The sequence below is a fragment of the Paenibacillus odorifer genome (genome assembly GCF_000758725.1).
GTDB lineage: Bacteria > Bacillota > Bacilli > Paenibacillales > Paenibacillaceae > Paenibacillus_AQ > Paenibacillus_AQ odorifer.
In genome coordinates, this window is record NZ_CP009428.1 from 2,539,663 (window position 1) to 2,565,574 (window position 25,912).

Annotated in this window: 19 protein-coding genes; 13 read left to right on the forward strand and 6 right to left on the reverse strand. The window is 42.6% G+C overall.

Annotation, left to right across the window (positions count from 1 at the left end; all coding sequences use genetic code 11):
- The first annotated feature begins 117 nt into the window (after positions 1 to 117).
- The 6 genes from PODO_RS10700 (at position 118) to PODO_RS10725 (ending at position 7,321) form a co-directional block, all read left to right on the forward strand.
- On the forward strand, positions 118 to 1,020 hold the full coding sequence (locus tag PODO_RS10700) for an ArsR/SmtB family transcription factor (RefSeq protein ID WP_036689735.1): 903 nt from the start codon (positions 118 to 120) through the stop codon (positions 1,018 to 1,020).
- Positions 1,021 to 1,190: 170 nt separating this feature from the next.
- Positions 1,191 to 2,198 carry a LacI family DNA-binding transcriptional regulator gene (locus PODO_RS10705; RefSeq protein WP_036689737.1) on the forward strand — a complete coding sequence of 336 codons (1,008 nt, stop codon included), beginning with the start codon at positions 1,191 to 1,193 and terminating at the stop codon, positions 2,196 to 2,198.
- A gap of 179 nt (positions 2,199 to 2,377) precedes the next feature.
- The gene (locus tag PODO_RS10710; protein WP_036689816.1) at positions 2,378 to 3,319 is read left to right on the forward strand and encodes an ABC transporter permease; all 942 of its coding nucleotides are present in this window, start codon (positions 2,378 to 2,380) and stop codon (positions 3,317 to 3,319) included.
- Positions 3,320 to 3,333: 14 nt separating this feature from the next.
- Positions 3,334 to 4,221 (forward strand): carbohydrate ABC transporter permease, encoded by an 888-nt coding sequence (locus tag PODO_RS10715; protein ID WP_036689738.1) that lies wholly within the window; start codon positions 3,334 to 3,336, stop codon positions 4,219 to 4,221.
- Positions 4,222 to 4,276: 55 nt separating this feature from the next.
- On the forward strand, positions 4,277 to 5,914 hold the full coding sequence (locus PODO_RS10720) for a type 2 periplasmic-binding domain-containing protein (RefSeq protein ID WP_038569996.1): 1,638 nt from the start codon (positions 4,277 to 4,279) through the stop codon (positions 5,912 to 5,914).
- A gap of 63 nt (positions 5,915 to 5,977) precedes the next feature.
- Entirely contained in the window at positions 5,978 to 7,321 is a 1,344-nt protein-coding gene (locus PODO_RS10725; protein ID WP_038569998.1) for a glycoside hydrolase family 30 protein, read from the forward strand.
- Between the two features lie 200 nt (positions 7,322 to 7,521).
- On the opposite strand, the gene thiD is transcribed toward PODO_RS10725, so the two are convergent.
- Together thiD and PODO_RS10735 are read right to left on the reverse strand one after the other, a co-directional pair.
- The gene (thiD, locus tag PODO_RS10730; protein ID WP_038570000.1) at positions 7,522 to 8,334 is read right to left on the reverse strand and encodes a bifunctional hydroxymethylpyrimidine kinase/phosphomethylpyrimidine kinase; all 813 of its coding nucleotides are present in this window, start codon (positions 8,332 to 8,334) and stop codon (positions 7,522 to 7,524) included.
- Positions 8,335 to 8,465: 131 nt separating this feature from the next.
- Positions 8,466 to 9,347, reverse strand: coding sequence for a DUF4850 domain-containing protein (locus PODO_RS10735; protein WP_038570002.1), 882 nt, complete (start codon positions 9,345 to 9,347; stop codon positions 8,466 to 8,468).
- 181 nt (positions 9,348 to 9,528) lie between these two features.
- On the opposite strand from PODO_RS10735, the gene PODO_RS10740 reads away from it, so the two are divergent.
- Positions 9,529 to 10,623 (forward strand): glycosyltransferase family 2 protein, encoded by a 1,095-nt coding sequence (locus PODO_RS10740; protein WP_038570004.1) that lies wholly within the window; start codon positions 9,529 to 9,531, stop codon positions 10,621 to 10,623.
- Between the two features lie 555 nt (positions 10,624 to 11,178).
- Here PODO_RS10740 and PODO_RS10745 read toward each other — a convergent pair.
- A complete protein-coding gene (locus PODO_RS10745) occupies positions 11,179 to 12,804 on the reverse strand; it encodes a response regulator transcription factor (RefSeq protein ID WP_038570006.1) in 1,626 nt (541 codons plus the stop codon).
- Positions 12,805 to 12,818: 14 nt separating this feature from the next.
- Positions 12,819 to 14,543, reverse strand: a complete 1,725-nt coding sequence (locus PODO_RS10750; protein WP_244886462.1) for a cache domain-containing sensor histidine kinase — start codon at positions 14,541 to 14,543, stop codon at positions 12,819 to 12,821.
- Between the two features lie 256 nt (positions 14,544 to 14,799).
- On the opposite strand from PODO_RS10750, the gene PODO_RS10755 reads away from it, so the two are divergent.
- From PODO_RS10755 to PODO_RS10775, 5 genes are all read left to right on the forward strand, one after another.
- Positions 14,800 to 16,404, forward strand: coding sequence for an extracellular solute-binding protein (locus PODO_RS10755; RefSeq protein WP_038570008.1), 1,605 nt, complete (start codon positions 14,800 to 14,802; stop codon positions 16,402 to 16,404).
- Positions 16,405 to 16,486: 82 nt separating this feature from the next.
- A complete protein-coding gene (locus PODO_RS10760) occupies positions 16,487 to 17,410 on the forward strand; it encodes an ABC transporter permease (RefSeq protein WP_036689753.1) in 924 nt (307 codons plus the stop codon).
- 17 nt (positions 17,411 to 17,427) lie between these two features.
- The gene (locus PODO_RS10765; RefSeq protein ID WP_051491641.1) at positions 17,428 to 18,351 is read left to right on the forward strand and encodes a carbohydrate ABC transporter permease; all 924 of its coding nucleotides are present in this window, start codon (positions 17,428 to 17,430) and stop codon (positions 18,349 to 18,351) included.
- Between the two features lie 45 nt (positions 18,352 to 18,396).
- A complete protein-coding gene (locus PODO_RS10770; RefSeq protein ID WP_051491642.1) occupies positions 18,397 to 20,001 on the forward strand; it encodes an extracellular solute-binding protein in 1,605 nt (534 codons plus the stop codon).
- A gap of 22 nt (positions 20,002 to 20,023) precedes the next feature.
- Complete coding sequence (locus tag PODO_RS10775; RefSeq protein WP_235219593.1) at positions 20,024 to 22,441, forward strand: glycoside hydrolase family 31 protein; 2,418 nt, start codon at positions 20,024 to 20,026, stop codon at positions 22,439 to 22,441.
- Positions 22,442 to 22,530: 89 nt separating this feature from the next.
- Here the strand turns inward: PODO_RS10775 and PODO_RS10780 are convergent, their stop codons facing one another.
- Positions 22,531 to 23,874, reverse strand: coding sequence for a glycoside hydrolase family 30 protein (locus PODO_RS10780; protein WP_038570011.1), 1,344 nt, complete (start codon positions 23,872 to 23,874; stop codon positions 22,531 to 22,533).
- A gap of 133 nt (positions 23,875 to 24,007) precedes the next feature.
- On the opposite strand from PODO_RS10780, the gene PODO_RS10785 reads away from it, so the two are divergent.
- Complete coding sequence (locus tag PODO_RS10785; RefSeq protein ID WP_036689756.1) at positions 24,008 to 24,802, forward strand: AraC family transcriptional regulator; 795 nt, start codon at positions 24,008 to 24,010, stop codon at positions 24,800 to 24,802.
- A gap of 73 nt (positions 24,803 to 24,875) precedes the next feature.
- On the opposite strand, the gene PODO_RS10790 is transcribed toward PODO_RS10785, so the two are convergent.
- A complete protein-coding gene (locus PODO_RS10790) occupies positions 24,876 to 25,844 on the reverse strand; it encodes a glycoside hydrolase family 43 protein (RefSeq protein WP_036689758.1) in 969 nt (322 codons plus the stop codon).
- Positions 25,845 to 25,912: the final 68 nt, after the last annotated feature.

Consider the following 25,912-nt stretch of genomic DNA (forward strand, 5'->3'; position numbering starts at 1 on the left):
TTCACTAATTAAGTAATTGTTTTATGATTATATGATACTGATTTTAGCTTATAATAAGCAATGAATTAATTTAGGATTCGTTAAAATACTAATTCAATAAGCATAGGAGACGTTGAAATGTACTTAACCACAGATTCTGAATCTTTGCAGGTGTATGAAGCACTGGCAAGTGAAGTTAGGCTGCGAATTATTGAACTTCTGGACCGCAGAGAGATGCACATCAAAGAGCTGGCAGCGGAGCTCTATCTTAGTAGTGCAATTGTTAGTACTCATGTAGCAAAGCTGCAAAAAGCAGGCCTGATCAGTTCTAAAATGAGACGAGTAAATGGAGGGACCTATAAATATTGTTCTTTGTCTGCGAATTACCTGCAGATTAAATTATCGGGCTCCCGTGGAGTTGCCAGAAAGGTGGTTGAGGTGTCTATCCCTGTAGGGCAATATACCGATATTCAGGCTTCACCTACCTGCGGGATTGCTACTACTGAGAAACTGATCGGCTATTATGATGATCCACGTTATTTTCTGGACCCGGAACGGGTGAATGCCGGCATTGTATGGTTTGCGAAAGGTTCTATCGAGTACAAGATTCCAAATTATCTATTTCAAGATCAAGTGGTGCAAGAGATTGAGATTTCACTGGAAATAGGTTCCGAAGCTCCACATGTAAATGAGAAGTGGCCGTCGGATATCGGCTTTATGATGAATGGACAGGATTTAGGGAAATGGACTAGTCCGGGCGACTTTGGCCTCACTAGAGGACGATTAAATCCCATTTGGTGGCGTTCGGATGTTAACCAATATGGTTTGCTTAAGGTTCTGCGGATTAATGCAGGTGGAACCTTTGTGGATGGGCAGCAAATCTCAGATATTACCTTGGAGGATGTACGAGTAGAGCAGGATCAGTGGACCTTTCGTTTAACGGCAGAGAATAGCGGACGGAGAAGAGGCGGACTAACCATATATGGCCGTGGATTTGGGAACTACGAGCAAGACATTATGTTTAGAGTGTATTACGAATGATTTCGAGTTTGCAGGTAAAGTGTTTATAAGATTCTGTAGAAAATTTAAGCTTGTGTACCAATTATTACCTCTGATAAAATAAAAATAAAAAATATATTGTAATGAAAACGTTTTTATGTTAATTTAAATCTATAAAAACGTTTTTATTCGTAAAGGAAGATTGAATCATTATGGAAAAGGTAACGATCAAAGATGTTGCCAGAGAGGCTGGAGTCTCCATTTCTACGGTTTCCAACGCGTTAAATGACGTAGATGTATTGAACCCGGAGACGAAATCACATGTTCTTAAGGTTGCGAAGCGATTAAACTATGTTCCTAACCTGAACGGTAAGCTCCTTAGGAACGGGAAAACCAAAATGCTGGGTTTTTTCACAACAAGTGTGTCGGGTCCATACTTCTATAAGCTGGTTGAGTCCATGTCGCGTGAATGTGATCGGCTAGGTTACGGGCTGAATGTATTTGTTACCAAGGATAAACAAGTGATTATGAGCAATATTCTAGGCCGGCGAGTGGATGGTGTCATTATCTACGAGGAGCTGAGAATAGACGAAGAAGAAATTGCTGCAATGGTGAAAGACAAGATTAAGGCTGTATTTTTAGATCGACCGCTTAAGAACGACACGATGGGAAGCGTGATTTTTGATTCCTTTGAAGCGGGGTTTGAAGCGACCAAATATTTAATCAGTCTAGGGCATAAAAAGATTGCTTACATATCTGGTGTGGATGAGATGTACGACAGTGTTCAGCGGAGAGAAGGATACTTAGCTGCTTTGCGTCAGTATCAGCTACCCACTCATGAAGAGTATATTATACAAGGGTATTTTGAAGAAGAAAGCACTTACAACGCTATAAAATCTTTTCTTCATTATAGTCCTGATAAAATACCTGATGCCTTCTTGGCAGGGAACGACTTGAGTGCGATTGGATGTATTCAAGCTTTGAAATCGCATGGATACGAAGTTCCGCTAGATGTTAGCGTTATGGGGTTTGATGATATTGATATTGCGCAGTATTTCTCACCACCTTTAACTACGGTAAGAAATCAAATTGCTAGACAGGGTATTTTGGCTATTAATCACCTAGTTCGCATGATCCAGAAGAAGGAACAGGGCGAGATGATGAAATTGGCGGGTGAATTAGTCGTAAGAGGTTCTAGTCAAGTAAAGATTGGTCGGTAAGAACACATATATGTAATGGGTTCAAGATTTCACCCGATCATTTTTTATAATTTTGTTGTTTTGGGAGGGTTTTTTTTTCAAAAAAATAAAAACGTTTTTATTGTGTGGGGATCATGATTTGGAGGGGAGAAGAAAAAGTGGATAAATTAGCCGTAGTGCCAGCAAACGGAAAGAATCCAATGAGCGGGAAAAAGCCTATGGGGCAGAGGGTCAAAGAATTTGTAATTGATTACAAGAGACAATGGGAAATTCAATCCATGGTCATCCCGGGAATTATTTTTATGATTATCTTTTGTTTTATTCCGATTTACGGATTGACGATTGCTTTTAAAAGCTACACCGTAATTGATACGCTCGATTCTGCACCTTGGGTAGGGCTCGATAATTTCAGAATTATTTTATCTGATAAATATTTTTGGGACGCTGTAGTCAATACATTAGGGATCAGCTTTCTGAAATTAGCCATAGGGTTTGTTATTCCTATTATTTTATCCGTTATGATTTACGAATTAAGTGGCGGACGCTTTAAAAAGATAGTGCAAACCATCTCTTATTTACCACACTTTTTGTCCTGGATCGTTCTCGGCGGGATGCTGATTGCCTGGTTTTCCTCATCCGGTATGTTTAATGAGATTATGCTCAGTTTGGGACTGATTTCGAAACCGGTAAATATTTTGCTTGATGCGAATAAATACTGGTGGATTGCAACGTTATCCGATATTTGGAAAGAGGCTGGTTGGGGAACGATTCTCTACTTAGCCATTATGTCGAAAATAGATCCTACTTATTATGAGGCTGCCAAAATAGATGGCGCAAGTCGTATGAGACAAATTTGGAATATTACGCTTCCTAATATGAAGCCGATTATCAGTTTAAATCTGATTCTCACTGTAAGCGGTTTATTAGGATCAAATCTGGATCAAACCCTGGTATTGATGAATTCTCAGAACCGCGTTAAGGCGGAGGTCATTAATTCTTATGTGTATCGTATGGGTATGACGCAAGGTGACTTCTCTTATGCTACTGCTGTTGGTTTAGGTGTCTCCATCGTTTCAGTCATCCTACTGATTAGCGCCAACAAAGTATCCAGTAAATTAAATGATAATCAATCAGTTCTGTAGAAGGAGGCATTTCTGTGAATCGTACGGTGGCTAAAGAAGATCTCGATAGTCGAATCTTTAATACCTTAAATATTATCCTGCTCTGTATTTGTACAATCATTATTGTCGTTCCTTTATGGAATGTAGTCATATCCTCTTTAAGCTCGGGCAAGGCGCTTGCGGAAGGCGGATTCATATTTTGGTCTCCAGAGTTCTCCTTGGAAAATTATCGTGCTGTATTTCAAGATGAGACCATTGGTTTAGCATTCGTAGTATCGCTTGCCAAAACATTTATTGGTGTCATTACCCACGTATTCTTTTGTGCCATGATCGGTTATGGCTTGAGTAAGAAATACATACGTGGACGTAAGCTGTATGTTGCCATGGGTGTAATCACCATGTTTTTCTCAGGTGGAATGATCCCTACGTATTTATTGATTAAATCATTAGGCCTCTTAAACAGCTTCTGGGTTTATATTATCCCGGCCTTGTTCAGTTATTATGATGTAGTTATTCTAATGAACTTCTTCAGAAATGTACCGGATTCACTTGAAGAGTCAGCCAAAATTGATGGTGCAGGTGACTGGCGCATTTTCCTAAAAATCTTTATCCCTCTTTCCATGCCGGCTATGGCCACCATTGCGTTATTTAACGGGGTCGGGCAGTGGAACGACTTTATGACCACCAAGTTATATATTACCGATCAATCGCTCTACCCGCTGCAGATGAAGCTCTATGAAATCATTGTTCAGTCGCAAACACAATCCATGCAAAATGTGGGTGGATCGGCGATTATCGAAACTACGACTAAAGGGGTTCAACTAGCAACAATTGTCATTACAACTTTGCCGATTGTTGTGATGTATCCAATATTACAGAGGTACTTTATCTCAGGCATGATGATGGGGGCGGTGAAGGAATAGTAAGTAAATTTCCAAGTAGTGAATACTTACAAAACATTTTAGGGGGAAATAAAAGATGAACAAAGCATTTGGGAAAAAAGGACTCAAACTTTGTACGGCACTTATGGCTGTTGTATTAGTATTTACAGGTTGTGGATCGAAAGGTAATTCTGACAGCTCCAGTAAAGAGTTAAGCTCCATTGAAGGCCGTTATACTATAGATCCGGAAACACCGGCATGGAAGCTGGATACAAAAAAAGAGACAACAGATCTGACTTGGTACGTGAATGCAGACTGGTGGAATACTGATTTCGGAAAAGACCTTGTCACCAAGAAAATTAAAGAGGATTTAAACATCAACATTAAATTCATTACAGGCGATGACACTAAGCTGAATACGATTTTTGCCGGCGGTGAAATGCCAGACCTGTTGACTATTTTTGATTCCAACTCTCCAGTCGTACAAAAAGCTGCTACATGGGCATTGCCTTTAAATGATCTGGCAGATAAATATGATCCGTATTTCAATAAAGTTGCAGAAAAAGATACGATGAACTGGTTCCAGTTAGCAGATGGCAAGACCTATGGATACCCTAACTATTCCAATACGCAAAACGATTATGATAGCGGTAACATCCCTGCTAAAACAGCCTTTGTCATCCGTAAGGATGTTTACGAGGCCATTGGAAAACCAAGCTTTGGAACTCCTGAAGAATTCAAGAGCGTTATGCAACAAATCAAAAAACAATTCCCGGACATGATTCCTTTTGGTTTTAACTCCATTGGTTCAGGCACTGGTTCTTTGGGAGATGTATTGGAGGACTTCATCGGAGTGCCGATGGAAACTGAAAATGGCGAATTCTACAACCGTAACCTGGATGAGGATTACTTGACGTGGTTGAAAACGTTAAATGAAGTCTACAGAAATGGTGACATCAGTGATGACAGCTTTGCTGATGACGGTACTGCCTTTGAAGAAAAAGTGAAATCCGGTAAATATGCAACAATACTTTTGGATGGAACACCGCAACAAAGTGGTAACCTGCAAATCTTCATGACAGAAAATCCAGGCAAGGAATATATCGCTATTGATGGCCCACAAAGTACTGTTGGACATGAACCAACGTTGAATCAATCAGGAATTACAGGTTGGATGATTAGCTATGTTACTAAAAAGGCTAAGGACCCTGCCAAAGCGATTCAAATTTACACTTATTTGCTCAGCGATGAAGGACAAAAGCTCATGAACTACGGTATTGAAGGAGAAACCTATAAAGTTAACGACAGCGGTAAAATTGAATTCTTGCCTGAAATCAAAGACCTGCAATTAAATAATGCCGATAAATTCAAAAAGGATTACCGGATGGGTGAATTTATGTTCTTTGGACATGACCGTGATAAGGCGCTAAGTAACGACGCATTCGCAGATTCCATTAAACAAATGCAAGAGTGGGGCAAAGGAAAGCTAAAACCACACTTTATTCTTGAAAACATTAACCCGGCTCAAGGAACGCCTGAAGCTCGCAGTCTTACTGCAATTGATACTACTTGGAACACTACGCTTGTAAGTATGATCCGCGCTAAAGACGATGCTACATTCGACAGCACCTTAGCTGCTTACAAAACATTTTTAAATGATAACAACTGGGATAAGATTGTAGAAGTTCGTTCTGAAAAAATGAAAAACAACAAAGAAAAATTAGGCCTTAAATAAGTTAGAAAATAGAATGTGGCCCCTTCACTGGGGCCTCTTCATAGAAAGATGGAGGGAAACAACATGCCAGAGCTTAAAATTTATCAATCCACCGGGGAGAATACATTGTTTGTAGAGCAAAGTCTGCAACAATTAACTCCAATTGCTGACGCAGAGGCGACCACTACTGTAACTATTGACGAGAATCAAACCTTTCAGGAAATGGATGGCTTTGGAGCATCTTTTACGGATTCATCCGCTTATTTGATTAATCAAGTCCTGGACAACGAGCAGAAAAAGGAAGTCATGAGCAAGCTTTTTGACGCACAAGATGGAATTGGTTTGTCCGTATTAAGAAATCCAATGGGGGCATCGGATTATGCTAGAGATATTTATAGCTATGATGATAGACCTGCACAGGAAACGGATACGGAATTAACCCACTTCTCTATCGCACATGATGAAGCAGACATTATCCCTTTGTTGCAACAAGCTCTGGAAATTAACCCTGAGATCAAACTGATGGCTTCTCCATGGAGTGCACCAGGTTGGATGAAGACTAGCGGATCGATGATTGCTGGAGAACTTAAACAAGAATATTATCAGGCTTATGCCGATTATTTTGTTCGATATATTCAAGCTTTTGAAGGGCACGGATTGCCAACTTATGCTGTAACACCACAGAACGAGCCTTTATTTGAACCCAAACACTACCCTAGTATGTTAATGTTGCCTGAGGCGCAAAAAGATTTCATTAAAAACTACCTGAAGCCGAGCTTTGTTAAGCATAACATCGCTACAAAAATTCTCTGCTACGACCACAACTGGGATCGTCCAGATTATCCGTTAACCGTGCTCGATTATGCAAAAGATGAAGTGGATGGTGTAGCTTGGCACTGGTATGGTGGCAATGCGTCAGCGCAATCAGAGGTTCTGAAAGCTTTTGCTGATAAAGAAGTGCATTTTACAGAAGGTTCTGGTGGAGAATGGATTCCTCCGTTTGAACAAGCCTTCTCCAATGTAATGAGGACAGGGATTGATATTCTTAGAAATCATAGTAAATCCTTTGTGTTATGGAATATGGCCTTAGATGAAAAGAACGGCCCAACCGTACCGGGTTTTGGCAAAAGTACTTGTCGTGGTGTTGTGACAGTCAACCAAGAGACCAAGGAGCTTACGTATACGCTCGACTATTATGCGCTGGCCCATTTCAGTAAATTTATTCGTCCGAAGGCAGTGCGTATTGACGCTTCCACCAATCAAGAAGAGATTCGTTCCGTAGCTTTTAAGAATACAGATAACTCTATTGCAGTTGTTCTGTTCAACGATAGCGAAAAGGCTGAGAATGTTGCTTTGAACTTGCCGGGAGCGGATGAATTATCTTTCCGTTTGGCGTCAAAAAGTGCTTTATCCATTTTGATAAAATAATTAGAGGACGTAGCTCAGAAGCACTCGAATCTTGATTCGGGTGCTTTTTTTATGAAAATAATCGTATAAAAAATCTATGTTCGGTAAGCATAGTTTTGAATTTACGGATTTTCAATAATAGTAAATAAAAATGGCAGTCCAGAGCTGATGTTCAGCGTCTGGACTGCCATTTATTTTTTTGTGTAATTGGATTGCGAGTTCTAACGTTCTAAACGGTAACCACCGTGAAATACAGGACCCACATATTCATTAAACGCAAATCCATTACGAATGGCTGCGGAGACAAAATCTTTAGCCTTTGCAACAGCTTCATGAACCGTTAAGCCATTAGCTAGACCGCCTGTAATTGCTGCGGCAAAAGTACATCCAGCTCCATGATTGTGAGCGGGTTCGATTTTGGCTGTTTGGAATACAGTGTACTCAGAACCGTCGAAGAAGATATCAATCGCTTGATCGCCGCCGAGTGCTTTGCCGCCTTTAACCACGACATTACGTGCACCGAGCTTATGAATCAGACGGGCAGCTTCTTTCATTTCCTCAAGGGTAGTAAGTTTGCCAAGACCTGAAAGAACACCTGCTTCAAACAAGTTTGGGGTGACCACAGTTGCTAGTGGTAGCAATAAGTCACGAATAGCCTCAGCGCTGTCAGGGTTCAAGACTTCATCTTCACCCTTGCACACCATAACTGGATCAATAACTACATTAGTCTGAAGATTTTCTTTGATCGCTTGCTCTGCAACGCGCACAATTTCAACACTTCCAAGCATACCTGTCTTCATGGCATTAACCGGGCCACCAGCGAAAATAGTTTTTAACTGCTCAGCAACAATGGAGGCATCAATTGGATAAACATTATGGTGCCAGCCGTTGTCCGGGTCCATAGTAACGATAGTGGTCAAGGCACTAAAGCCGTAGGTACCATACTCTTCAAATGTTTTTAGATCCGCTTGGATGCCTGCGCCACCACTGGAGTCGCTGCCTGCAATAGTTAGAGTTTTAATAATTTGAGTCATGGTTACGTCCCCTTTATATATGTCTGAATTCATAAACAACGCATTGCATTGATTATAACAAAAAATAGCACCTACGTCTTTCTAAAAGCAAGAGCAAGGTTGAAAATACCTTCCTCTAAAAATTCCCACCCTTAGTCCAGCTTCTCTGCGTTTGGGTCAGCAATGAAGAGCGGTCCATGATTATCTGTAAAGAACTTCATGAGGGTCTCCACTACTTCCTGCTGTGGGGATGTTTGAGCTTGATGTATTCCGATACTGCGGAATAAATAACCCCATTCTCCCTTATCGTAATAGGCAGCACCCTCGTCCTGATAGCCATTCGCGTCTGCTTGAAGCGTATATCTGACCGTTCTGGCTTCAGCTCCTGCAGTACCTAAAATATGCTGTTCGCTAAACTTAAGCGGATTATTAATGGTAAATCCCAACGCGTCAGCCCATTCGGCTTTTTCCGGGAAATAGGCTCCGATTGCAGTGATAGCACAGCCTATACAAGTCCAAGCCGTATCTGAATAGTTCATGTTTTGTTCCGGATGGTTCGGATCCTGAAAGGTAACTCCATAAGAACCGTTAGCGCCGACAACCGCGGTAGCCTGCCATCCGGCAGGAGCGAGTAGAAGATAACCTCCACCGATATCAGGGCGGTAGACCAGCGTTGCTTCTACTTGGTTTTTCATGTCTTGAGATAAAGCAAAGGTCATTTCAGGTATGGGGGGGATTTCTGTGTTTACATATTCGCTGCCACTATCAATATTTAGCTGCGCGAGCGTGGTATGCAGTGGAATGATGACCTGCCCATTATCGGGATCACTGCTAGGAAATTCGAGCATTTTTTGAGTGGAGCTGGGTTCGTTATCTGCTTCCTTATTAGTTTGTGCGTTGGTGGACGGGGGTGGAGTGGTGGGCGTTCCCCAGTCAAGCCCTTTATATCCAATCAGCAGTACTAGTACAATTACGACGCACGATATTGAAGTTAAGATCCAGCCATTTCTAACGCTTTTTCGTTTGGATTTCATATATGCTGTACCTCCTTTGATCTTACTTATATAGACCTAAGAATGGAGTGGAAAGTTTCTTACATAATCTTTATATTTCTGAAGTTCTTCATGATATGGCGGGATAGAGCGGGAGTCCGTTTCTTAAACCCTGCATATCAATATAGAAAGAATTTCAAACAAAGCGTGTAGGAGGGCGAGTATGGTTACGATTAGTTTATGTATGATAGTACGAAATGAAGAAAAAAGCTTGCACCGATGTTTATCTACCATTGCAAGTCTCGTAGATGAAATTGTTATCGTGGATACAGGCTCGACGGATAAAACGAAAGAGATTGCGTTGTCCTTCGGAGCTGTAATTTATGATTTCGAATGGATTGATAATTTTAGTGCCGCACGTAATTTTGCCTTTAGCAAAGCTACTCAGGAGTACATTTTGTGGCTGGATGCGGATGATTATATAAAGGAAGAGGATCAGATTCTTTTTAAAAAACTAAAAGAAATCCTGCCGGGACATATTCACAGTGTGAACATGCAATATAATCTGGCTTTTGACGAAGCGGGAAATGTCACAGCTAGTTTACGCCGCAACAGGCTGGTTCGGCGCAGCTGCAACTTTCAGTGGATCGGGCCTGTTCATGAGTATTTAGAGGTAAGTGGTCCTTCTTTTAGTAGTGATGTCTGCATCACACATGAGAAGGATAAGGAATACACAGATCGTAATTTGCGGATTTATCAAAAACGTGTTGCACAGGGTGAAGTATTTTCGCCGAGAGACCAGTATTATTATGCGAATGAATTAAGAGATCATGCTATTAATGAAGAGGCTTGCAAATACTATGAGATTTTCTTAGCGGGTAGGCAGGGCTGGATTGAAGATAATTTCCAGGCTTGCCTAAAGCTTGCCGAATGCCGGGAACGGCTGGGGGATAAAGAAGGTGCTTTTGAAGCGTTATGTAAAACCTTGCAGTATGATAAACCACGTTCAGAGTTTTGTTGCCGACTGGGGGCACTTCTGCTGGAAAAAGGCCAGTTGCAACCAGCCGCATACTGGTATGAGCTAGCGATTCAACTACCGCGGGATTACGATTCGATGGGGATGAAGAATGGGATCTTTTATACCTGGCTGCCGCATCTTCAATTGGCACTCTGTTATGATCGTCTCGGCCAACACGAGAAAGCGAATCATCACAATGAAACGGCGTTGAGTTTTTATCCATCCCATCCTAGTATGTTATATAATCGCACCTATTTCAAAAATCTGCTTGGCGATAAGTATGTAACGCTTCAGGCTTAATTTAGTAAAAGAGATGCCCCAGCCGTTCTGATTATGACTGCTGGGGCATTTATGTGTTTTTTGGAGCTTGCAAGATTACTGGCGGTGGGGAACCTTCCCGTGATCCCCGGCAAGCTTCGCAGATTCGATTAGATTTCCGCGTACGAAGTAGCTATCGGACTCAGCTGACCTTAAACGCTGCTTTATGCCACATTTGGAATTCTAACGGACCGCATAGTCGCTATTGACCTGAAACACACTCGATTTGGAGCAATATCACAGTAATAGTTGCACTGGAGTCCGAAACTGTGCTCAAAAGGCGATAAATGAGCAAATAGCGTCATCTGGGTCCGGAAGCAGGGGGACATGGTGGATGGTTACTGGATGTAAGAGTAAAGTCAGGGGTGTAAGATTCCCGGCAGAGTAGGCGTAAAGGTGTGGCGGATGATTACTGTGTGTAAGAGTAAGCTCGTAGGTGGATCATTATCAGCAGCGTAGGAGTAAAGGTAGACAGTAATTAATATGCAGAAGATATCCCAAAGAGGGTAACCCAGCATCCATGAACTAGATGCTGGGTTACCCTCTTTTAGTAAGCTGGATTGTATTGTATTGTTGTTCCTTTTTATAATCGTTTGGAGGGAGACCTACCTCTTGTTTGAAAAGCTTGGAGAAATAGGAGTAGTTGCTATAGCCAACTTTGTTCGCGACGGTATATACAGACATATTTGTGGTTTCCAATAGATGTTTTGCAGCCGCGATTCGGACGTGGATGACATAACTGCCTAATGAAACCCCAGTTTCTCGTTTGAATATCCTTGCCAGGTAATCAGGATTGAGATAGACAATTTCAGCCAAATCATTTCGGGTCAGGTCATCGCCGTAATGTGAATGAATGTATTGTTTGATTTCTTCTGCGACGGACTTAGGCTGGGCAGCAAAATCACGATATTTCATGGCTGTAGTGACAAGGTATTTAAGATATTCTTCCATATCCTCGATTGAATCCAAAGAGTGCATAGATAATTTATCATTAGTTTTGCCAGAGTATAATTTGTGTGATCTTATCCCTTTCAGGTTGAGAAATGAATAGACTAGCTGTACTACATCTAAACGGAACAAGCTAAGGACAGAGGTCTCAAGTGTTCTATTGTTAAGCATGACCTTTAAATATTGTGTAACTTCTTCAAGAAAAGCAGTGAATTTATTCTGATTCAGCAGTTCTTCCAAATAGGCAAGATCCGGTGGCGTATAGCCCGGTTTATTTTGATGCAGATAAGCCTCCACCAAAAAGGTCTGATTTCTGCATCTCGTAATTTCTTCATCCATAGTCAGGGATTGTTTTAGAACATTCCCCACATTACTCAGTTTATCGTTTAAACCAATATTGCAGCAGACATCACATTTTAAATAAGGATTCGCCTTTTGAATAAAAGAAGCACATAATGCTTCAAGCAGTTGCGTATCTGGAGCCTGGTTCCATTTTAATATGGCGATCCAGTTATAATCTTTGTATTCCAGAATGCTTTCGATGGTAAAACAAGGGTGCTGAAACAATTCGTACAATACATTTAGCAGGGCAAAATCAAACAGATCCTTTTCTTCTTTTCCCATACTGCCATTGTAAGGGAATAAGTTAAATATCAAAGGCTGTAGGGTATCACTCATTTGATAGGAGAGATTTTGTTCTTCAATGGCATGTGTGATGTCTGACAATTTAATGGGAAATGATGTACTGCCACTAACTAGCTTCCGCCAAAAATGCTCAAGAATCTTCGCCTGATTTTTTTGCCAAAAGTAACCGCCCTGAATGGCTTTTTCGTTTTTTTGCTGCTCTTTTGCTTGGGTAACCGCCTTATGGATGATCAACATCAGCTTGTCAAATTCAATGGGCTTAAGGAAATATTCAAAGCTCTGCAATTCGATTGCTTTCTGCGCATAGTTGAAATCTGCATAATTGGTAAGAAGAATAGTCTGAATACTATAATTTCCCTCGCGAATCCATGCTAGTAATTCCAGTCCGCTGCCCTGTGGCATTTCAATATCTGAAATCAGAATTTGAACAGAATGCTTTTCTATTATTTCACGTGCTTGAGCGACATTATTAGCCGTATAAACAGTATCAATGTGTAGTGATTCCCAATCAATTTTCTTTTGCAATGCGGCAATAACATAAAAGTCATCATCAACAAGCAGTACATTCATAGTTTGCTCTCCATTCATTTAGATTTATTAGGAAGCTTCGGAAGATATAAGATTACACTAGCGCCGCCGCCCTCCAAATTGGAGAAGGTAACGGTTGCTCTTTTTAAATATAGGTACTCTAGTCTTTTAAGCGTATTCATAATGCCGATTTGTGTACCTTTACTTTGATCCAAAGGCTCTCCAAGATTAAGTTTCTCTAACACCTGAGATGGAAAACCGGGACCGGTGTCGGTGAGCTGGATAACGAGCATTTCTTCTTCCTGATCCATCTGTAATCGTTGTACTGTAAGCCTGATCTCGGCTTCATGTTCGCGTGAAATCGCATATTTAATTGAATTTTCGATAAAGGTTTGCAGCACTAACGGTGGAATTTCCACACTGCCTGCCTGATCCTCTTGTTCGATGTAATAAATAAATGCGTCCTGATAACGTTGCTTTTGAATTTCCATGTAGGTTCGGACATGCTCGATTTCATCCTCCAGCCGGACAAAATTCTCGCCATTCTGAAAAATGTAACGGAAATACTTAGAGGTAGACAACGTCATATTTTCAATTTCTTTATACATATGAATTTGCGCCATGCTATAGATGCTAGTCAGACAGTTTAAGAAAAAGTGTGGTTTAATCTGTAGCTTCATATAGTCCAGCTGTATTCTTTGTTTCTCCAGTTCCTGTTCGTACATAGCGATTTTAAAGGTTTTGATTTGTTCAACCAAGCCTTTAAACTGAGTGTTAGCCTGTTCCAGCTCTATAATCTCACTGCTTTTGAAATCTGCGGGTTGCCCAGACTCATTAATGAAAGCAAGGTTATCGGAGAAACTTTGAATCGGACCTAACACTCTTTTTTTGAAAAAGAGCAGAACAATGCATAACGTGGAGGTCACAATGAAGAACAATAACATAATAAGCAGCTGGGCAATCATGATTTTTTCGAATATGCCATATTTAATGACCATTTTGGTGCTGAAGGTGGTGTCTGAGAATGCGCTGTTGATTGTTGTACGCGATTGCAAAAGATTAGAGAATCCCCCATTTTCCGTTATTAGCTTTCCGCTATTGGAGATCGGACTAGTTAAAGGCTGTTCATTCTCATCTACTAGAGAAACATAACCATTGGCGCCAAGATTAATTTGGCGTAGCGGCCGGATCAGATTATCTGCGGAGATCAGTCCAATTAAATAGCGATTGTAATAGGGTACGATATTAATCACATAATAATGGTTGTTTACTAGAATAGGCGTCCATTTGGAATAAAACTTCTCATACATCTCCTTATCATCAATATAAGAAATAATCTTCTTTTTCAGCTCCCTGTAATCCGTATAGGTTACGCTGATCGGTGCGCAATTCAAAAAATAGGTCTCATTTTTCAAATAGTAGAAGAAGTTATACTCATGCCCGTAGTTTTTTTGCAGCTCGGTAAAGCGTTTAAACAGATTATCATTTGCCTTTAAGAACTCGATACTGTTGACCCCGTAAGTATTCATCGTTAGTAAGCTCTCATCGTTCCCAAGCGTCCAGCCCATATAGTGATTAATGTAGGCAAAATCATGATTAATACGATTGATGTAAAGCGCCGCAGTATCCTGCAAATTTCGAGTGGACTGCTGCTTAACGATGGAAATGGAAGCGATGCTGATTCCTAAATCCAGAATAAGGACTGTGAATGAAACCAACATCATGACTTTTATATAATGGCGAATGGGGTAGGTTTTGTGGTTCGCTGTTTTTTTGATCATAAAGTCATTATAAAACCTCTGCGTGAAAAAAACATAAGAACTCGCTAGGGATTTCCCTCAAAGTCCGGATAGCACATACAGAAGTCGGGATACTGTTATTAAATCTCCCCAAGTAGAGCATTTAGCTTTTGCATTTTTTGTAAGCGAATTCAAAGGTCTGGATAACCGTCTTAATGTGTCCGGAATACGAAAAAATAAGAAGTTATTATAAAGCTATTCAGATGCATTTTGATAAATTGAAATGGGGGATTAAGAGATGAGTCAACACAGTAAGAAAAAAACTGCAAAGAAATGGACTGTGGGTCTGCTGGCGGCTGCGATGGTATTTGGAATTGCTGGCTGCGGCGGTAACAACGGGAATAATGCAGCGACAAATGAAACGAGCAGCTATAACAAAGAAGGTCTGCCGATTGTGAATGAGCCTGTGACACTTAAAGTGCTGACTGTCCGTTGGGGGAGTATGGGGGACACCTTTACGCAAAACCAATGGCTGAAGGATCTGGAGAAAAATACGAATGTCAAAATCGATTGGCAAGTAATGTCCTCCAATGACTGGGGTGAGCAGAAGTCGATTATGCTGGCGAGTGGCACGCTTCCGGATATCGTTTTGGGAGATCAAACCTTTGGGGATGCCGATATCGTAAATAATCTGAGCTTTTTCCGGCCGCTTGATGATTATATAGAGCAAAATATGCCTAATCTCAAAGCAGCTATGGAAGAAACCCCAGAAATGAAAAAAATCAGCACATTTCCTGACGGGAAAATCTACTCCCTGCCAACAAGACTTCCTGCACGTCCAAAAAGCTCACGTCAGCCTGTGATTAACAAGACCTGGCTGGACAAATTGGGCTTGAAGGTGCCTGAAACGCTTGATGAGCTATATAACGTGCTCAAAGCTTTTAAAGAACAAGATCCGAATGGGAATGGAAAACCAGATGAGATTCCTTTTATTGAAATTGGTAATGACTTGATCAGTCCTTTCGGAATTGCCGATTTGAATAACAATAATATGATCATCAAGGACGGAAAAGCGATATATTTCCCTGTTTCAGAGGAGTTCAAAGAAGGTCTCAAATGGGAAAATAAATTGTATGCGGAAGGCTTGCTAGATAAAGAGGTATTCACTCAGGACGATACGATGAGATCGGCTAAGTTCCAGAATCCGGATGCTCCAATTGTAGGCTTTACGTACCAGTGGACTCCAGACGCCGTGTTTGGAAAATGGAGCGATCAATATGTGACGATTCCACCGATTGCCGGACCAGATGGTAAACGTTATACGATCGGGAATCCGATTGGGATGAATCTTAACCGTAATGAGCTGCTGATTACCACATCTTGCAAATATCCTGAGGTTGCTGCACGTTGGGCAGATCAGTTCTACACTGACGAAGCGAGCATTCAGAATTTCTGGGGTGCGATTGGAACGGTTATTAAGAAAAACGATGATAGCACTTATACATTGATGGATCCACCAGCTGGAACCAGCGCAGATGCTTGGTATTGGGATCAATCTCTACGTGATTTTGGACCGAAATATGTGAGCCCATCCTTTGAATCGAAAATCGTCCTGAACCCTGAAAGTGGAGATGGACTGAAGCTGCAACTGGATAAGCTGGGCAGTGAATATGTAACAACACCTTTCCCTAACGTAATGTACACTTCTGAGGAGTTCGAGGAGCTGCCAACCTTGACTACGGATATCGACAGCTATGTGAATACTATGCGGGCGCAATTTATTAGCAAAGGCGGAATTGACGAGGGCTGGGATGCTTATGTGAGCAAGCTTAATAAAATGGGACTTGAAAAGTTAGTTAAGATTCGCACGGATGCTTACAGCCGTTATATGAACGTGAAATAACCTATTCGTCTTTCGAAAAAGGTGCTGCCCTACAGGATAGCTGTGGGGTAGCATTCTCTATTTTAAATAAGGAGGGGATGTCATGAAATCTGGTCCACTTCATTTCGGGCGGAAATTCGGACAAATCAAACAAAATTGGGGTCTCTATCTATTGCTTTTTCCTGCTGTAGTTCTGACGTTATTATTCGCGTACAAGCCAATGTACGGGGTGCTGATTGCCTTCAAGGATTATAGTCCGGCGTTGGGAATTGGGGGCAGCCCATGGGCTGGATTCAAATACTTCGAGAAATTCTTTCATTCCTATCAATTTTCATCAACGATTAAAAACACATTGATCATCAGTGTGTACAGTCTGATTACCTTTCCGATTCCAATTATACTGGCGTTGATGGTTAACCAGATGAGACCTAACCGGTTTAGACGTTTTTTCCAGACGGTGTCCTATATGCCGCACTTTATCTCCACGGTAGTAATGGTGGGTTTAATGATGATTTTGTTCTCACCTAGCACCGGACTGCTGGGCAATATATATAGTCTTTTTGGAAAAGAGGCTCCTGATCTGATTGGCTCCGCTGGATTATTCAGCAGTGTATATGTTTGGTCGGATGTGTGGCAGCATGTCGGCTGGGACAGCATTATCTTTATCGCTGCGCTCTCCGCAGTTGATCCTAGCTTGTACGAGGCGGCAACCGTAGACGGAGCAAGCCGGATGCACAAAATTCGTTATATCGATATTCCGATGCTGATGCCAACCGCGATAACCTTGCTTATTTTGCGGGTCGGTGGATTGCTTGGGGTTGGTTTTGAAAAAGTGTACCTAATGCAAAATGACTTGAACATCACTTCAAGTGAAATTCTTTCTACTTATGTCTACAAAATTGGCTTGCTCAGCAGTCAATACAGCTTTTCCTCGGCGATCAACCTATTCAACACCGTTATTAATTTTATTTTATTGATCATGGTCAATCAGATATCTAAAAAACTAAGCGAAAATAGCTTGTGGTAGAAGGGAGGAGAATTGAAATGGGAGGTTTAGAGACAGTTACTAAAGGGAATGTGGGGAAAATAAAGAAGAATCGTTCTTCGGATACTATAATGGAAATAGTGATGTATGTTATATCAGCACTTTTTCTAATTATCCTGATCTATCCGCTGTATTTTATCGTCATTGCTTCGTTCAGTGATCCTTCCGCGGTGGCGGGGGGGCAGGTTTGGTTATTTCCTAAAGGGTTCACCTTCGATGGTTACAAAGAGCTGCTGCGTCATGAAAATATTTGGATCGGTTACTGGAATACCATCATGTATACGGTGGTAGGGACGGCAATCGGTTTAATTGTAAATATTTCTGCGGCCTATGCGTTGTCCAGAAAGGATCTTGTGGGACGAAAATATCTTTCCCTGTTTTTCATCTTTACGATGTTTTTTAATGGGGGGTTAATTCCGACTTTTCTAACGATCCGTGATTTCCATCTGTACGATACATTTCTGGTGATGGTACTGCCTTTCTCCGTTGGTGTGTTTAACATAATCGTTGCCCGCACCTTTTTTCAGTCGAGTATTCCGGGAGATTTATGGGAAGCTGCACAGATCGATGGTTGTGGAAATCTTCGTTATTTTCTACAGATCGTTTTACCACTGTCGAAGGCGATTATTGCCGTGCTGGGTCTATGGATCGCCGTTGGTTACTGGAATTCATATTTTAATGCCTTGATCTATCTGAAAAATCCTAATATGTATCCTTTGCAGCTGATCCTGCGAAATATTTTGATTACCAATCAGATGCAGTCGGGGATGGGAACCGGGGAAGCTGCGCAAATCGCACTACGACTCGCCAATATGATGCGGTATTCTGTTATTATCGTGGCAACGGTTCCGATCATGTGCGTGTACCCTTTTGTACAAAAATACTTTAACCAAGGGGTAATGATCGGCGCAGTGAAGGAATAGTACATTCAGCTATTCTACTAACATTCGTAAGGGAGCAAGAACGTTATGAAAAAGCAACAAAAAAACAGGATATATAGAACAATCACCGTCATTCTTTTAGTGACAACGTTGCTTGCTAGCCTTACAGCTTGTAAAGGGAACAGTGGGATTAATTCTGTTGAAACTGAACCGGGTGAATTTAACAAAGAAGGATTGCCGATAGTGGATAAGCCGGTGACGTTGAAAGTACTCACTGTCCGGTGGGTCAGCATGGGAGATTCTTTTACCGAGAATCAATGGCTCAAGGATTTGGAGAAGAACACGAATGTCAAAATTGAGTGGCAGGTGATGTCCTCCAATGATTGGAGTGAACGGAAGTCTATTATGCTGGCCAGCGGCACACTTCCAGATATCATTTTAGGGAGTCAGACCTTCGGAGATGCGGATATCGTCAATAATTTAAGCTTATTTCGGCCGTTAGATGACTATATTGAGCACAACATGCCTAATCTCAAAGCAGCTATGGAAGAAACACCGGAAATGAAAAAAATCAGCACCTTTCCTGACGGGAAAATCTACTCGCTGCCTGCAAGATTACCCTCACGTCCTAAAAGCTCACGTCAGCCTGTGATTAACAAAACCTGGCTGGACAAATTGGGTTTGAAGGTACCGGATACGATAGACGATCTTTATAACGTGCTAAAAGCATTCAAAGAACAAGATCCGAATGGAAACGGAAAACAGGATGAGATTCCTTTTATCGAATTAAGTAATGATCTAATCAGTCCCTTCGGAATCGCAGATTTGAATAATAACTTCATGGTGGTCAAGGACGGAAATGCGGTTTATTACCCGATTTCAGAAGAGTACAAAGAAGGGCTCAAATGGGAGAGCAAATTATTTAAAGACGGATTACTTGATAAAGAAGTATTCACTCAAGACGAAACGATGAGATCGGCAAAGTTTCTAAATCCGGATGCCCCAATCGTAGGCTTCTCTTATCAGTGGACGCCAGACGCTATGTTTGGCAAATGGAGTGATCAATATGTGACCATTCCGCCAATTGCTGGACCAGACGGGAAGCGCTACACCGTTGGGAACCCGTATGGGATGAATCTGGAACGCAACGAGCTGTTGATCACCATATCCTGCAAGTATCCAGAAATTGCAGCACGCTGGGCGGATCAGTTCTATACCAATGAAGCCAGCATTCAGAATTTCTGGGGTGCCATTGGAACGGTGATTAAGAAAAATGACAACGGTACGTATACATTGATGGACCCTCCAACCGGCACCAGTGCAGATGCTTGGTATTGGGAACAGTCACTCCGGGATTTCGGGCCGAAATATGTGAGCCCAGCTTTTGAAAAGACCATCTTTCTAAATCCCAAAACCGGAGATGGGCTGAAGCTACAACTCGATAAGCTGGGAAGTGACTACACAACACCACCTTTCCCTAACGTAATGTACACTGCAGAAGAGTTTCAGGAGCTGCCGACCTTGACCACCGATATTGATAGTTACGTCAATACAATGCGTGCTCAATTTATAATCTCAGGTGATATTGACGAGCAGTGGGATGACTATGTGAAGCAGCTGCGGGGGATGGGCCTCGAAAAGATGGTGAAAATTCGGACAGATGCTTTCAGCCGTTATATCGGCGTTGAATAACAAGAAATGGGGTTTTTACTTGATGGGAAATACGATGAAAGAGCCAACCCCTTTGGCGACCCAATTAAAGCTGCGTTCTGAACCAGGCAGTAATGCTGACGCGATTATTCAGGGGGAGTGCTATCGGTTCACTGTCTTAACTCCGGAGCTTATCCGGATGGAATATAGTGAGGAAGGATATTTCGAAGATCGGGCGTCACAGACCGTTGTGAATCGCAATTTTCCGGTTCCAGAGTTCCGCGTAATGGATCTGGGGAATAAACTTGAGTTGATTACGGAGCGCCTGCATTTAACTTATGACAAGCAGCCTTTCTCCCGGCATGGTCTCAATGTTCGGGTGAGAAACGAAGCGGGTCACCTAATGAGTGTCTGGAATTATGGAGATACAGTCCAAGATTTGGGAGGGACAGCACGTACACTGGATAATGCAGATGGCGCCATTCCGCTGGAGCACGGACTGCTTTCACGTGCGGGGTATACGTTAGTTGATGATAGCACCTCCCTAGTACTGGAAGAGGATGGACGGGTAGAGCTACGGGCAATGGCTGGCCTCGATGTTTATTTTTTTGGATACGGTCATGATTATTTGCACTGCTTGAAGGATTTCTATCACCTTTGCGGTCGTACGCCCCTATTGCCACGTTATGCCCTTGGCAACTGGTGGAGCCGTTATTACCGATATTCAGAAGAAGAATACAAAGCGCTAATGGAGCGGTTTGAGCTCGAGCGAATTCCGTTTTCCGTCGCTGTTATAGATATGGATTGGCATCTCGTCGATATTGATCCGCAGTACGGCAGTGGTTGGACGGGTTATACCTGGAACCGGGAACTGTTTCCGGAGCCTCAAAGATTTTTGGCATGGCTGCATGAAAAAGGACTTCGAGTAACGCTCAACGTACATCCAGCAGACGGTGTACGAGCGTTTGAAGATCCTTATCTAGCCATTGCTGCGGAGATGGGTATGGACCCGGAAAAGGGTGATGCTGTAGAATTTGATATTACGGATCCGAATTTTTTGCGAGCATACTTTAAGTTTCTGCATCATCCGCTAGAGAATGAAGGTGTGGACTTCTGGTGGATTGATTGGCAGCAGGGTGGAGTGACTAAAGTACCGGGACTAGATCCGCTTTGGATGCTGAACCATTATCACTATCTGGATAGCGGCCGGCGAGGCAACCGGCAGATTACTTTTTCCCGTTATGCAGGTCTTGGCAGCCATCGTTATCCTGTGGGCTTCTCTGGAGATACCATTGTCACTTGGGAGTCGCTGGATTTCCAGCCTTACTTCACAGCCAACGCCGCTAACGTGGGATATGGTTGGTGGAGCCATGATATCGGGGGCCATATGAATGGTTATTTAGATGATGAGTTAGCAATGCGCTGGGTGCAATTCGGTGTGTTTTCGCCTATTCTGCGGTTACATAGTTCTGCTAGTGCCTTTAACAGCAAGGAGCCATGGCGATTCAATAAGATTGCGGAAGATGTGATGAAGGATTGCCTGCGTTTGCGGCATAGTTTACTTCCCTATCTGTACACGATGAATCGCTATGCCAGCCGCGATAGTCTTCCGCTAATCCGACCGATGTATTATCATCATGCGTTGTCGAATGAAGCCTATGAAGTGCCCAATGAATATTATTTCGGAACGGAACTTATTGCCTGTCCGATTACACAGCCGGTCAACCCAAAGGTAGGCGTTGCCGAATTTAAGGCTTGGTTACCTGAAGGGATTTGGATAGATTTTTTTAACGGAAGAGTGTACGACGGTGGCAGAAAGCTTTCTCTTTATCGCAATCTTGAGAATATCCCTGTATTAGCTAAAGCGGGTGCTATCGTGCCTATGGCAGATCTGACGCAATATACCTCTTCAGTGGATAATCCGGGGCATATGGAGGTCCGTGTATTTGCGGGAGGAAGGGGTCATTTTCATCTCTGGGAGGATGAGGGCGATACTGCGGAGGATCAGGATGATCAATGGTGTGATACAGAAATGATCCTGGAAATGGGGGATAGAGCCAGCTTCAAGATTCTCTCTGCTAAGGGAAATACAAAGGTTGTGCCTGAGCGGCGATCATGGAAGTTGTCCTTTGTCGGTTTTGCTGATACGAAGGTACAGGTATTCGCTGGCGGCACAGAAATCGAAGCAAACATGGACTATGATGAGGCTACACATACGCTTACGATCATGATTTCGGATCAAGCGGTAGAGCATTCATTGGAAGTAACGTTCACAAATGCCCGGATTGCGGTGAATTCGGTAGATGATGAGGTGTTCAGCCTTCTGAACCGTGCGCAAATTCTTTTCCAATTGAAAGAGCAAATTTACCATGTAGTCAAAGCAGCAGTAACGCCGATGGCGGCCCTGGCTTCTCTTGCCTCGTTGGATCTTGAACATACACTGTATGGAGCGTTATGTGAAATACTGTCGGCAAGACTTTAAGCACTATTTCATTTAATTTAATAAAAAAGGAGGTTCTCTCTGTGCGCTGGCAACAAGAGAACCTCTTTTTTATTAGGAATGAACCGCTTCTACTTAATTAGCAGCGTTTGAATGGCATGAGCCGGAATCATGTTCTCAGCCAGTTCGTCATGGAAGCGCAGGGTGAATGGAAGCTCTTGCTCTGTGCGGTTCATAACGATAACAGCAATAGTGCCATCAGGGTTGCGGAAAGCTGTTGTTTCAAGCTTATCTGTATATTTGGAGAAACCAATGCGTTTAGCACCCGGACGAATATATTTACTGAAGTGCCCGATGTAATAGAATGAGCTCTCAAAAGTAATTTCATCGTTTTTGGTATCTCCGATAATTGGAGCGTCGCAGTAATTTCCTACATGATTAGGTCCACCTTGCTCATCCAAGACAATGTTCCAGTCTGTCCAGCTCGACATCCAGTTGTTCAGATTGCCGATGATATCATGTCCGTAACGTTCACCGGTGTTCCATGAGCCGAGATGAACGCCACCTTCTTGGCAGCCTTCGCTGAAGAACAGCTTTTTATCAGGGAAACGATCATGTACAGCAGAGAGGGCTTCGAAGTGATCACCGGAATACCAGTGAAAGCAGATTCCCCATATGTATTTGGACGCTGCTTGATCTTCAAAAGCAACCTTAGCACGGTCATACACCCGTTCTTTATTATGATCCCAGATCATAACCTTTACATGGCCCAAGCCCGCTTGTTCCAGAGCAGGTCCCAAGTAGTCACGCACAAAATCCTTTTCTTCTTCGGCGGTATACAGGCAGGAATCCCATCTTTGTACAGCTTTGGCTTCATTCTGAACACTGACAGCCCAGATATCAATCCCTTCTGCAGTGTACGCCTCAATATATTTAACGAACATGTTAGCCCAAGCCTTACGATATTCAGGCTTAAGAGCTCCGCCTCCGTTCATTTGCCCGTTAGTCTTCATGAACGCTGGAGGACTCCATGGGGAAGAGAACAGACGGAAATCTTCACCTACTGCTGCGGCAGCATTTTTTATGAGGGGGATAACCGACTCGTGATCTCTGGAAATATCGAACGAACGTAGCTCCGCATCGCCTTCCTCTACATAAGCATAGTTGCCCAGTGAGAAGTCGCAGCTTTGGATATGTGAGCGGCAAAGGGTATATCCAATGCCGTGCTCAGGATGAAAATAAGCGTCGATGATTTCTTTTTGTTTAGCTGCACTAAGCTTAGCGATAGTAACGGCAGAGGACTCCGTAAGAGCTCCACCAAAGCCTTCAATTTCTTGATACTCCAGATCATCATAGATATTGATTAGCTCTGATTCGACTCCTGACGTATCGGGAAGGAAAATCAGAGGGTCCTTTTCTGTTAAACGATCCGTGGTTTCTTTAGCGGTTTGAATGACGCGAATAGTTTTACTCATAATGCTTGATAACCTCCTACATATGAATTCTGTCTTTATTATAGAAGGAGATTCACTGCACTTTGAAGAAACTATATGGCTAAGAACCTCAACAATCTGGTCATCGACTATTATAGAATGAGGAGCATATGCGATGGAAACAAACAGCGTTCAAATTAGTCTGTGTGGATTTATCCGCCATACTCAGCCTTTTCGGCAACTATATCGCAGTGGGTTGGATACCTATATCATCAGGCTGCAAGCAGAAGGGGAATGTGAAGTCCTCATCGATGGAGAAATGACTGCCGTAGTGCCGGGGGATCTATTGTTATTTAAGCCCTACGATATATATGATCTGAGAATCGGTGAAAAGAAAAGTCCTTTGGGACATAGTGTGGACTATTTTGTAATGTGTACAGGGGAATGGGTGGACCACTGGTGGAACCTGCGTGAGCGACCCAAAAAGGTTAGAATTGCGGATGATGGTAAGCTGCAAAGTATATGGCAACAGCTTGATCTGGAGAATAGAAGACTAGACGGGGGTAGCCCTGAAATACTTGAAGCACTATTTAAAGCTTTATGTTTGTTGTTAGATCGGGCTATGGAAGAGGCACCTGCATCATCTTCGGCTTCGCTTCTACACGGACTTAAAATGAAGAGTTATGTGGAGGAGCATGCTACTTCAGAGATCAGACTAAAGGACGTAGCTGCTCATGCTGGAATTAGTGTGACAAGGGCCGTACATTTATTCAAGATCCAATTCGGTTATTCTATTATGCAATATGCGGGGCAAATCCGGCTTGCGATGGCACTGAGATTAATGGACAATACCAATTACACCTTAGAGCGTATAGCAGAGGAGACGGGGTTTGGAAGTTACACCTATTTTCACAGGGTGTTTCGGGAGCGTTATGGTGTCTCGCCAGGTATCTATCGAAAGAGAGAGTAGAAGGTTTATCGGTAAAAAGAAGCTGCCCCATAAATCACAGAGTAGGACTCAGGGGCAACTCCTCGATTAGACGTTAATTATAGTAAGGCCAGCCAGCAGAATCCCATTCGAGATCACTGATTAACAATTTGGGTGCGCCATTCTCAGCGACACTGTAAGCATGGCGGACGATAACGTTGGTTCCGTATATATCCTGTCCACCAGGACCCGCCCAAAAACTGTTGCCGCTATCGATGACCGTAGCACCGCCATTTTTCATATCGGTACCGTCCTTCGCATAGAAAGGCCCCAGTACGCTGGTTGAGCGTCCCACTGCAATTTTATAGGTGCTGTTTACGCCTGAGCAGCATTGGCCAATGGATACGAATAGATAATAATATCCGGTATTTGGATTGTAAACCATACTGGAGCCTTCAATCCCCCCGGATTTAGTGGCAATGCGATACGAGTTGCCCGTTGGCTTCATGGTTGTTTTGTTGATGGAGGTAATGTAAATCCCGTTGCTCCAGGAACCGAAGGTCATCCATAGGTTTCCGTTAGCATCTGCCGTAATGTTAGGATCAATGGCGTTATAATTGGAGGCGTCATTAGACGAGATAACGACACCTTGGTCCGTCCATTTTCCCCCGGAGATCGATTTAGTAGTTACTAAACCAATAGCAGACACTCTTGAGCCGAATGTAGAGATAGAATAATAGAGGTAATAGGTACCGTTATAGTAGAAAATTTCTGGGGCCCATACATCTAGCCCTTCTTGATTGGGAACGTAAGAGCTCCACCAGGAGGGTTTCGAGGTATAAATCGGGAGGGAGCGAATATAGTTAGTTCCATCGTTTGAGAACATCACTTGGAGACCTGATCCCGTGCTGAATACCCAATGTGTGTTCCCCTCTTTGATATATGAAGGGTCGTGTACGTTGGTATCTCCAGTCAGATTCCAGGTTGCTGCATAAGCTTGCGATCCTCCTGAGAAAACAGTTGTAAAAAGCATTAAAAAAGACAACAATAACAACCGATAACCTTGCCTACCTTTTTTCGCCATATTCCTTCTCCTTTTAGTTTAGATTTCCCTAAAGTGTTTCATTATTTTGCAATTGATAACGCTTACAT

Bases quoted from the DNA above. Each gene is read 5' to 3' on its own strand.
- PODO_RS10790 (WP_036689758.1), bottom strand. From the start codon at position 25,844: ATGGCGAAAAAAGGTAGGCAAGGTTATCGGTTGTTATTGTTGTCTTTT.
- PODO_RS10705 (WP_036689737.1), top strand. From the start codon at position 1,191: ATGGAAAAGGTAACGATCAAAGATGTTGCCAGAGAGGCTGGAGTCTCC.
- PODO_RS10770 (WP_051491642.1), top strand. From the start codon at position 18,397: ATGAAAAAGCAACAAAAAAACAGGATATATAGAACAATCACCGTCATT.
- PODO_RS10745 (WP_038570006.1), bottom strand. From the start codon at position 12,804: ATGAATGTACTGCTTGTTGATGATGACTTTTATGTTATTGCCGCATTG.
- PODO_RS10780 (WP_038570011.1), bottom strand. From the start codon at position 23,874: ATGAGTAAAACTATTCGCGTCATTCAAACCGCTAAAGAAACCACGGAT.
- PODO_RS10710 (WP_036689816.1), top strand. From the start codon at position 2,378: ATGAGCGGGAAAAAGCCTATGGGGCAGAGGGTCAAAGAATTTGTAATT.
- PODO_RS10740 (WP_038570004.1), top strand. From the start codon at position 9,529: ATGGTTACGATTAGTTTATGTATGATAGTACGAAATGAAGAAAAAAGC.
- PODO_RS10755 (WP_038570008.1), top strand. From the start codon at position 14,800: ATGAGTCAACACAGTAAGAAAAAAACTGCAAAGAAATGGACTGTGGGT.
- thiD (WP_038570000.1), bottom strand. From the start codon at position 8,334: ATGACTCAAATTATTAAAACTCTAACTATTGCAGGCAGCGACTCCAGT.
- PODO_RS10700 (WP_036689735.1), top strand. From the start codon at position 118: ATGTACTTAACCACAGATTCTGAATCTTTGCAGGTGTATGAAGCACTG.
- PODO_RS10775 (WP_235219593.1), top strand. From the start codon at position 20,024: ATGGGAAATACGATGAAAGAGCCAACCCCTTTGGCGACCCAATTAAAG.
- PODO_RS10750 (WP_244886462.1), bottom strand. From the start codon at position 14,543: ATGATCAAAAAAACAGCGAACCACAAAACCTACCCCATTCGCCATTAT.
- PODO_RS10765 (WP_051491641.1), top strand. From the start codon at position 17,428: ATGGGAGGTTTAGAGACAGTTACTAAAGGGAATGTGGGGAAAATAAAG.
- PODO_RS10760 (WP_036689753.1), top strand. From the start codon at position 16,487: ATGAAATCTGGTCCACTTCATTTCGGGCGGAAATTCGGACAAATCAAA.
- PODO_RS10785 (WP_036689756.1), top strand. From the start codon at position 24,008: ATGGAAACAAACAGCGTTCAAATTAGTCTGTGTGGATTTATCCGCCAT.
- PODO_RS10735 (WP_038570002.1), bottom strand. From the start codon at position 9,347: ATGAAATCCAAACGAAAAAGCGTTAGAAATGGCTGGATCTTAACTTCA.
- PODO_RS10725 (WP_038569998.1), top strand. From the start codon at position 5,978: ATGCCAGAGCTTAAAATTTATCAATCCACCGGGGAGAATACATTGTTT.
- PODO_RS10720 (WP_038569996.1), top strand. From the start codon at position 4,277: ATGAACAAAGCATTTGGGAAAAAAGGACTCAAACTTTGTACGGCACTT.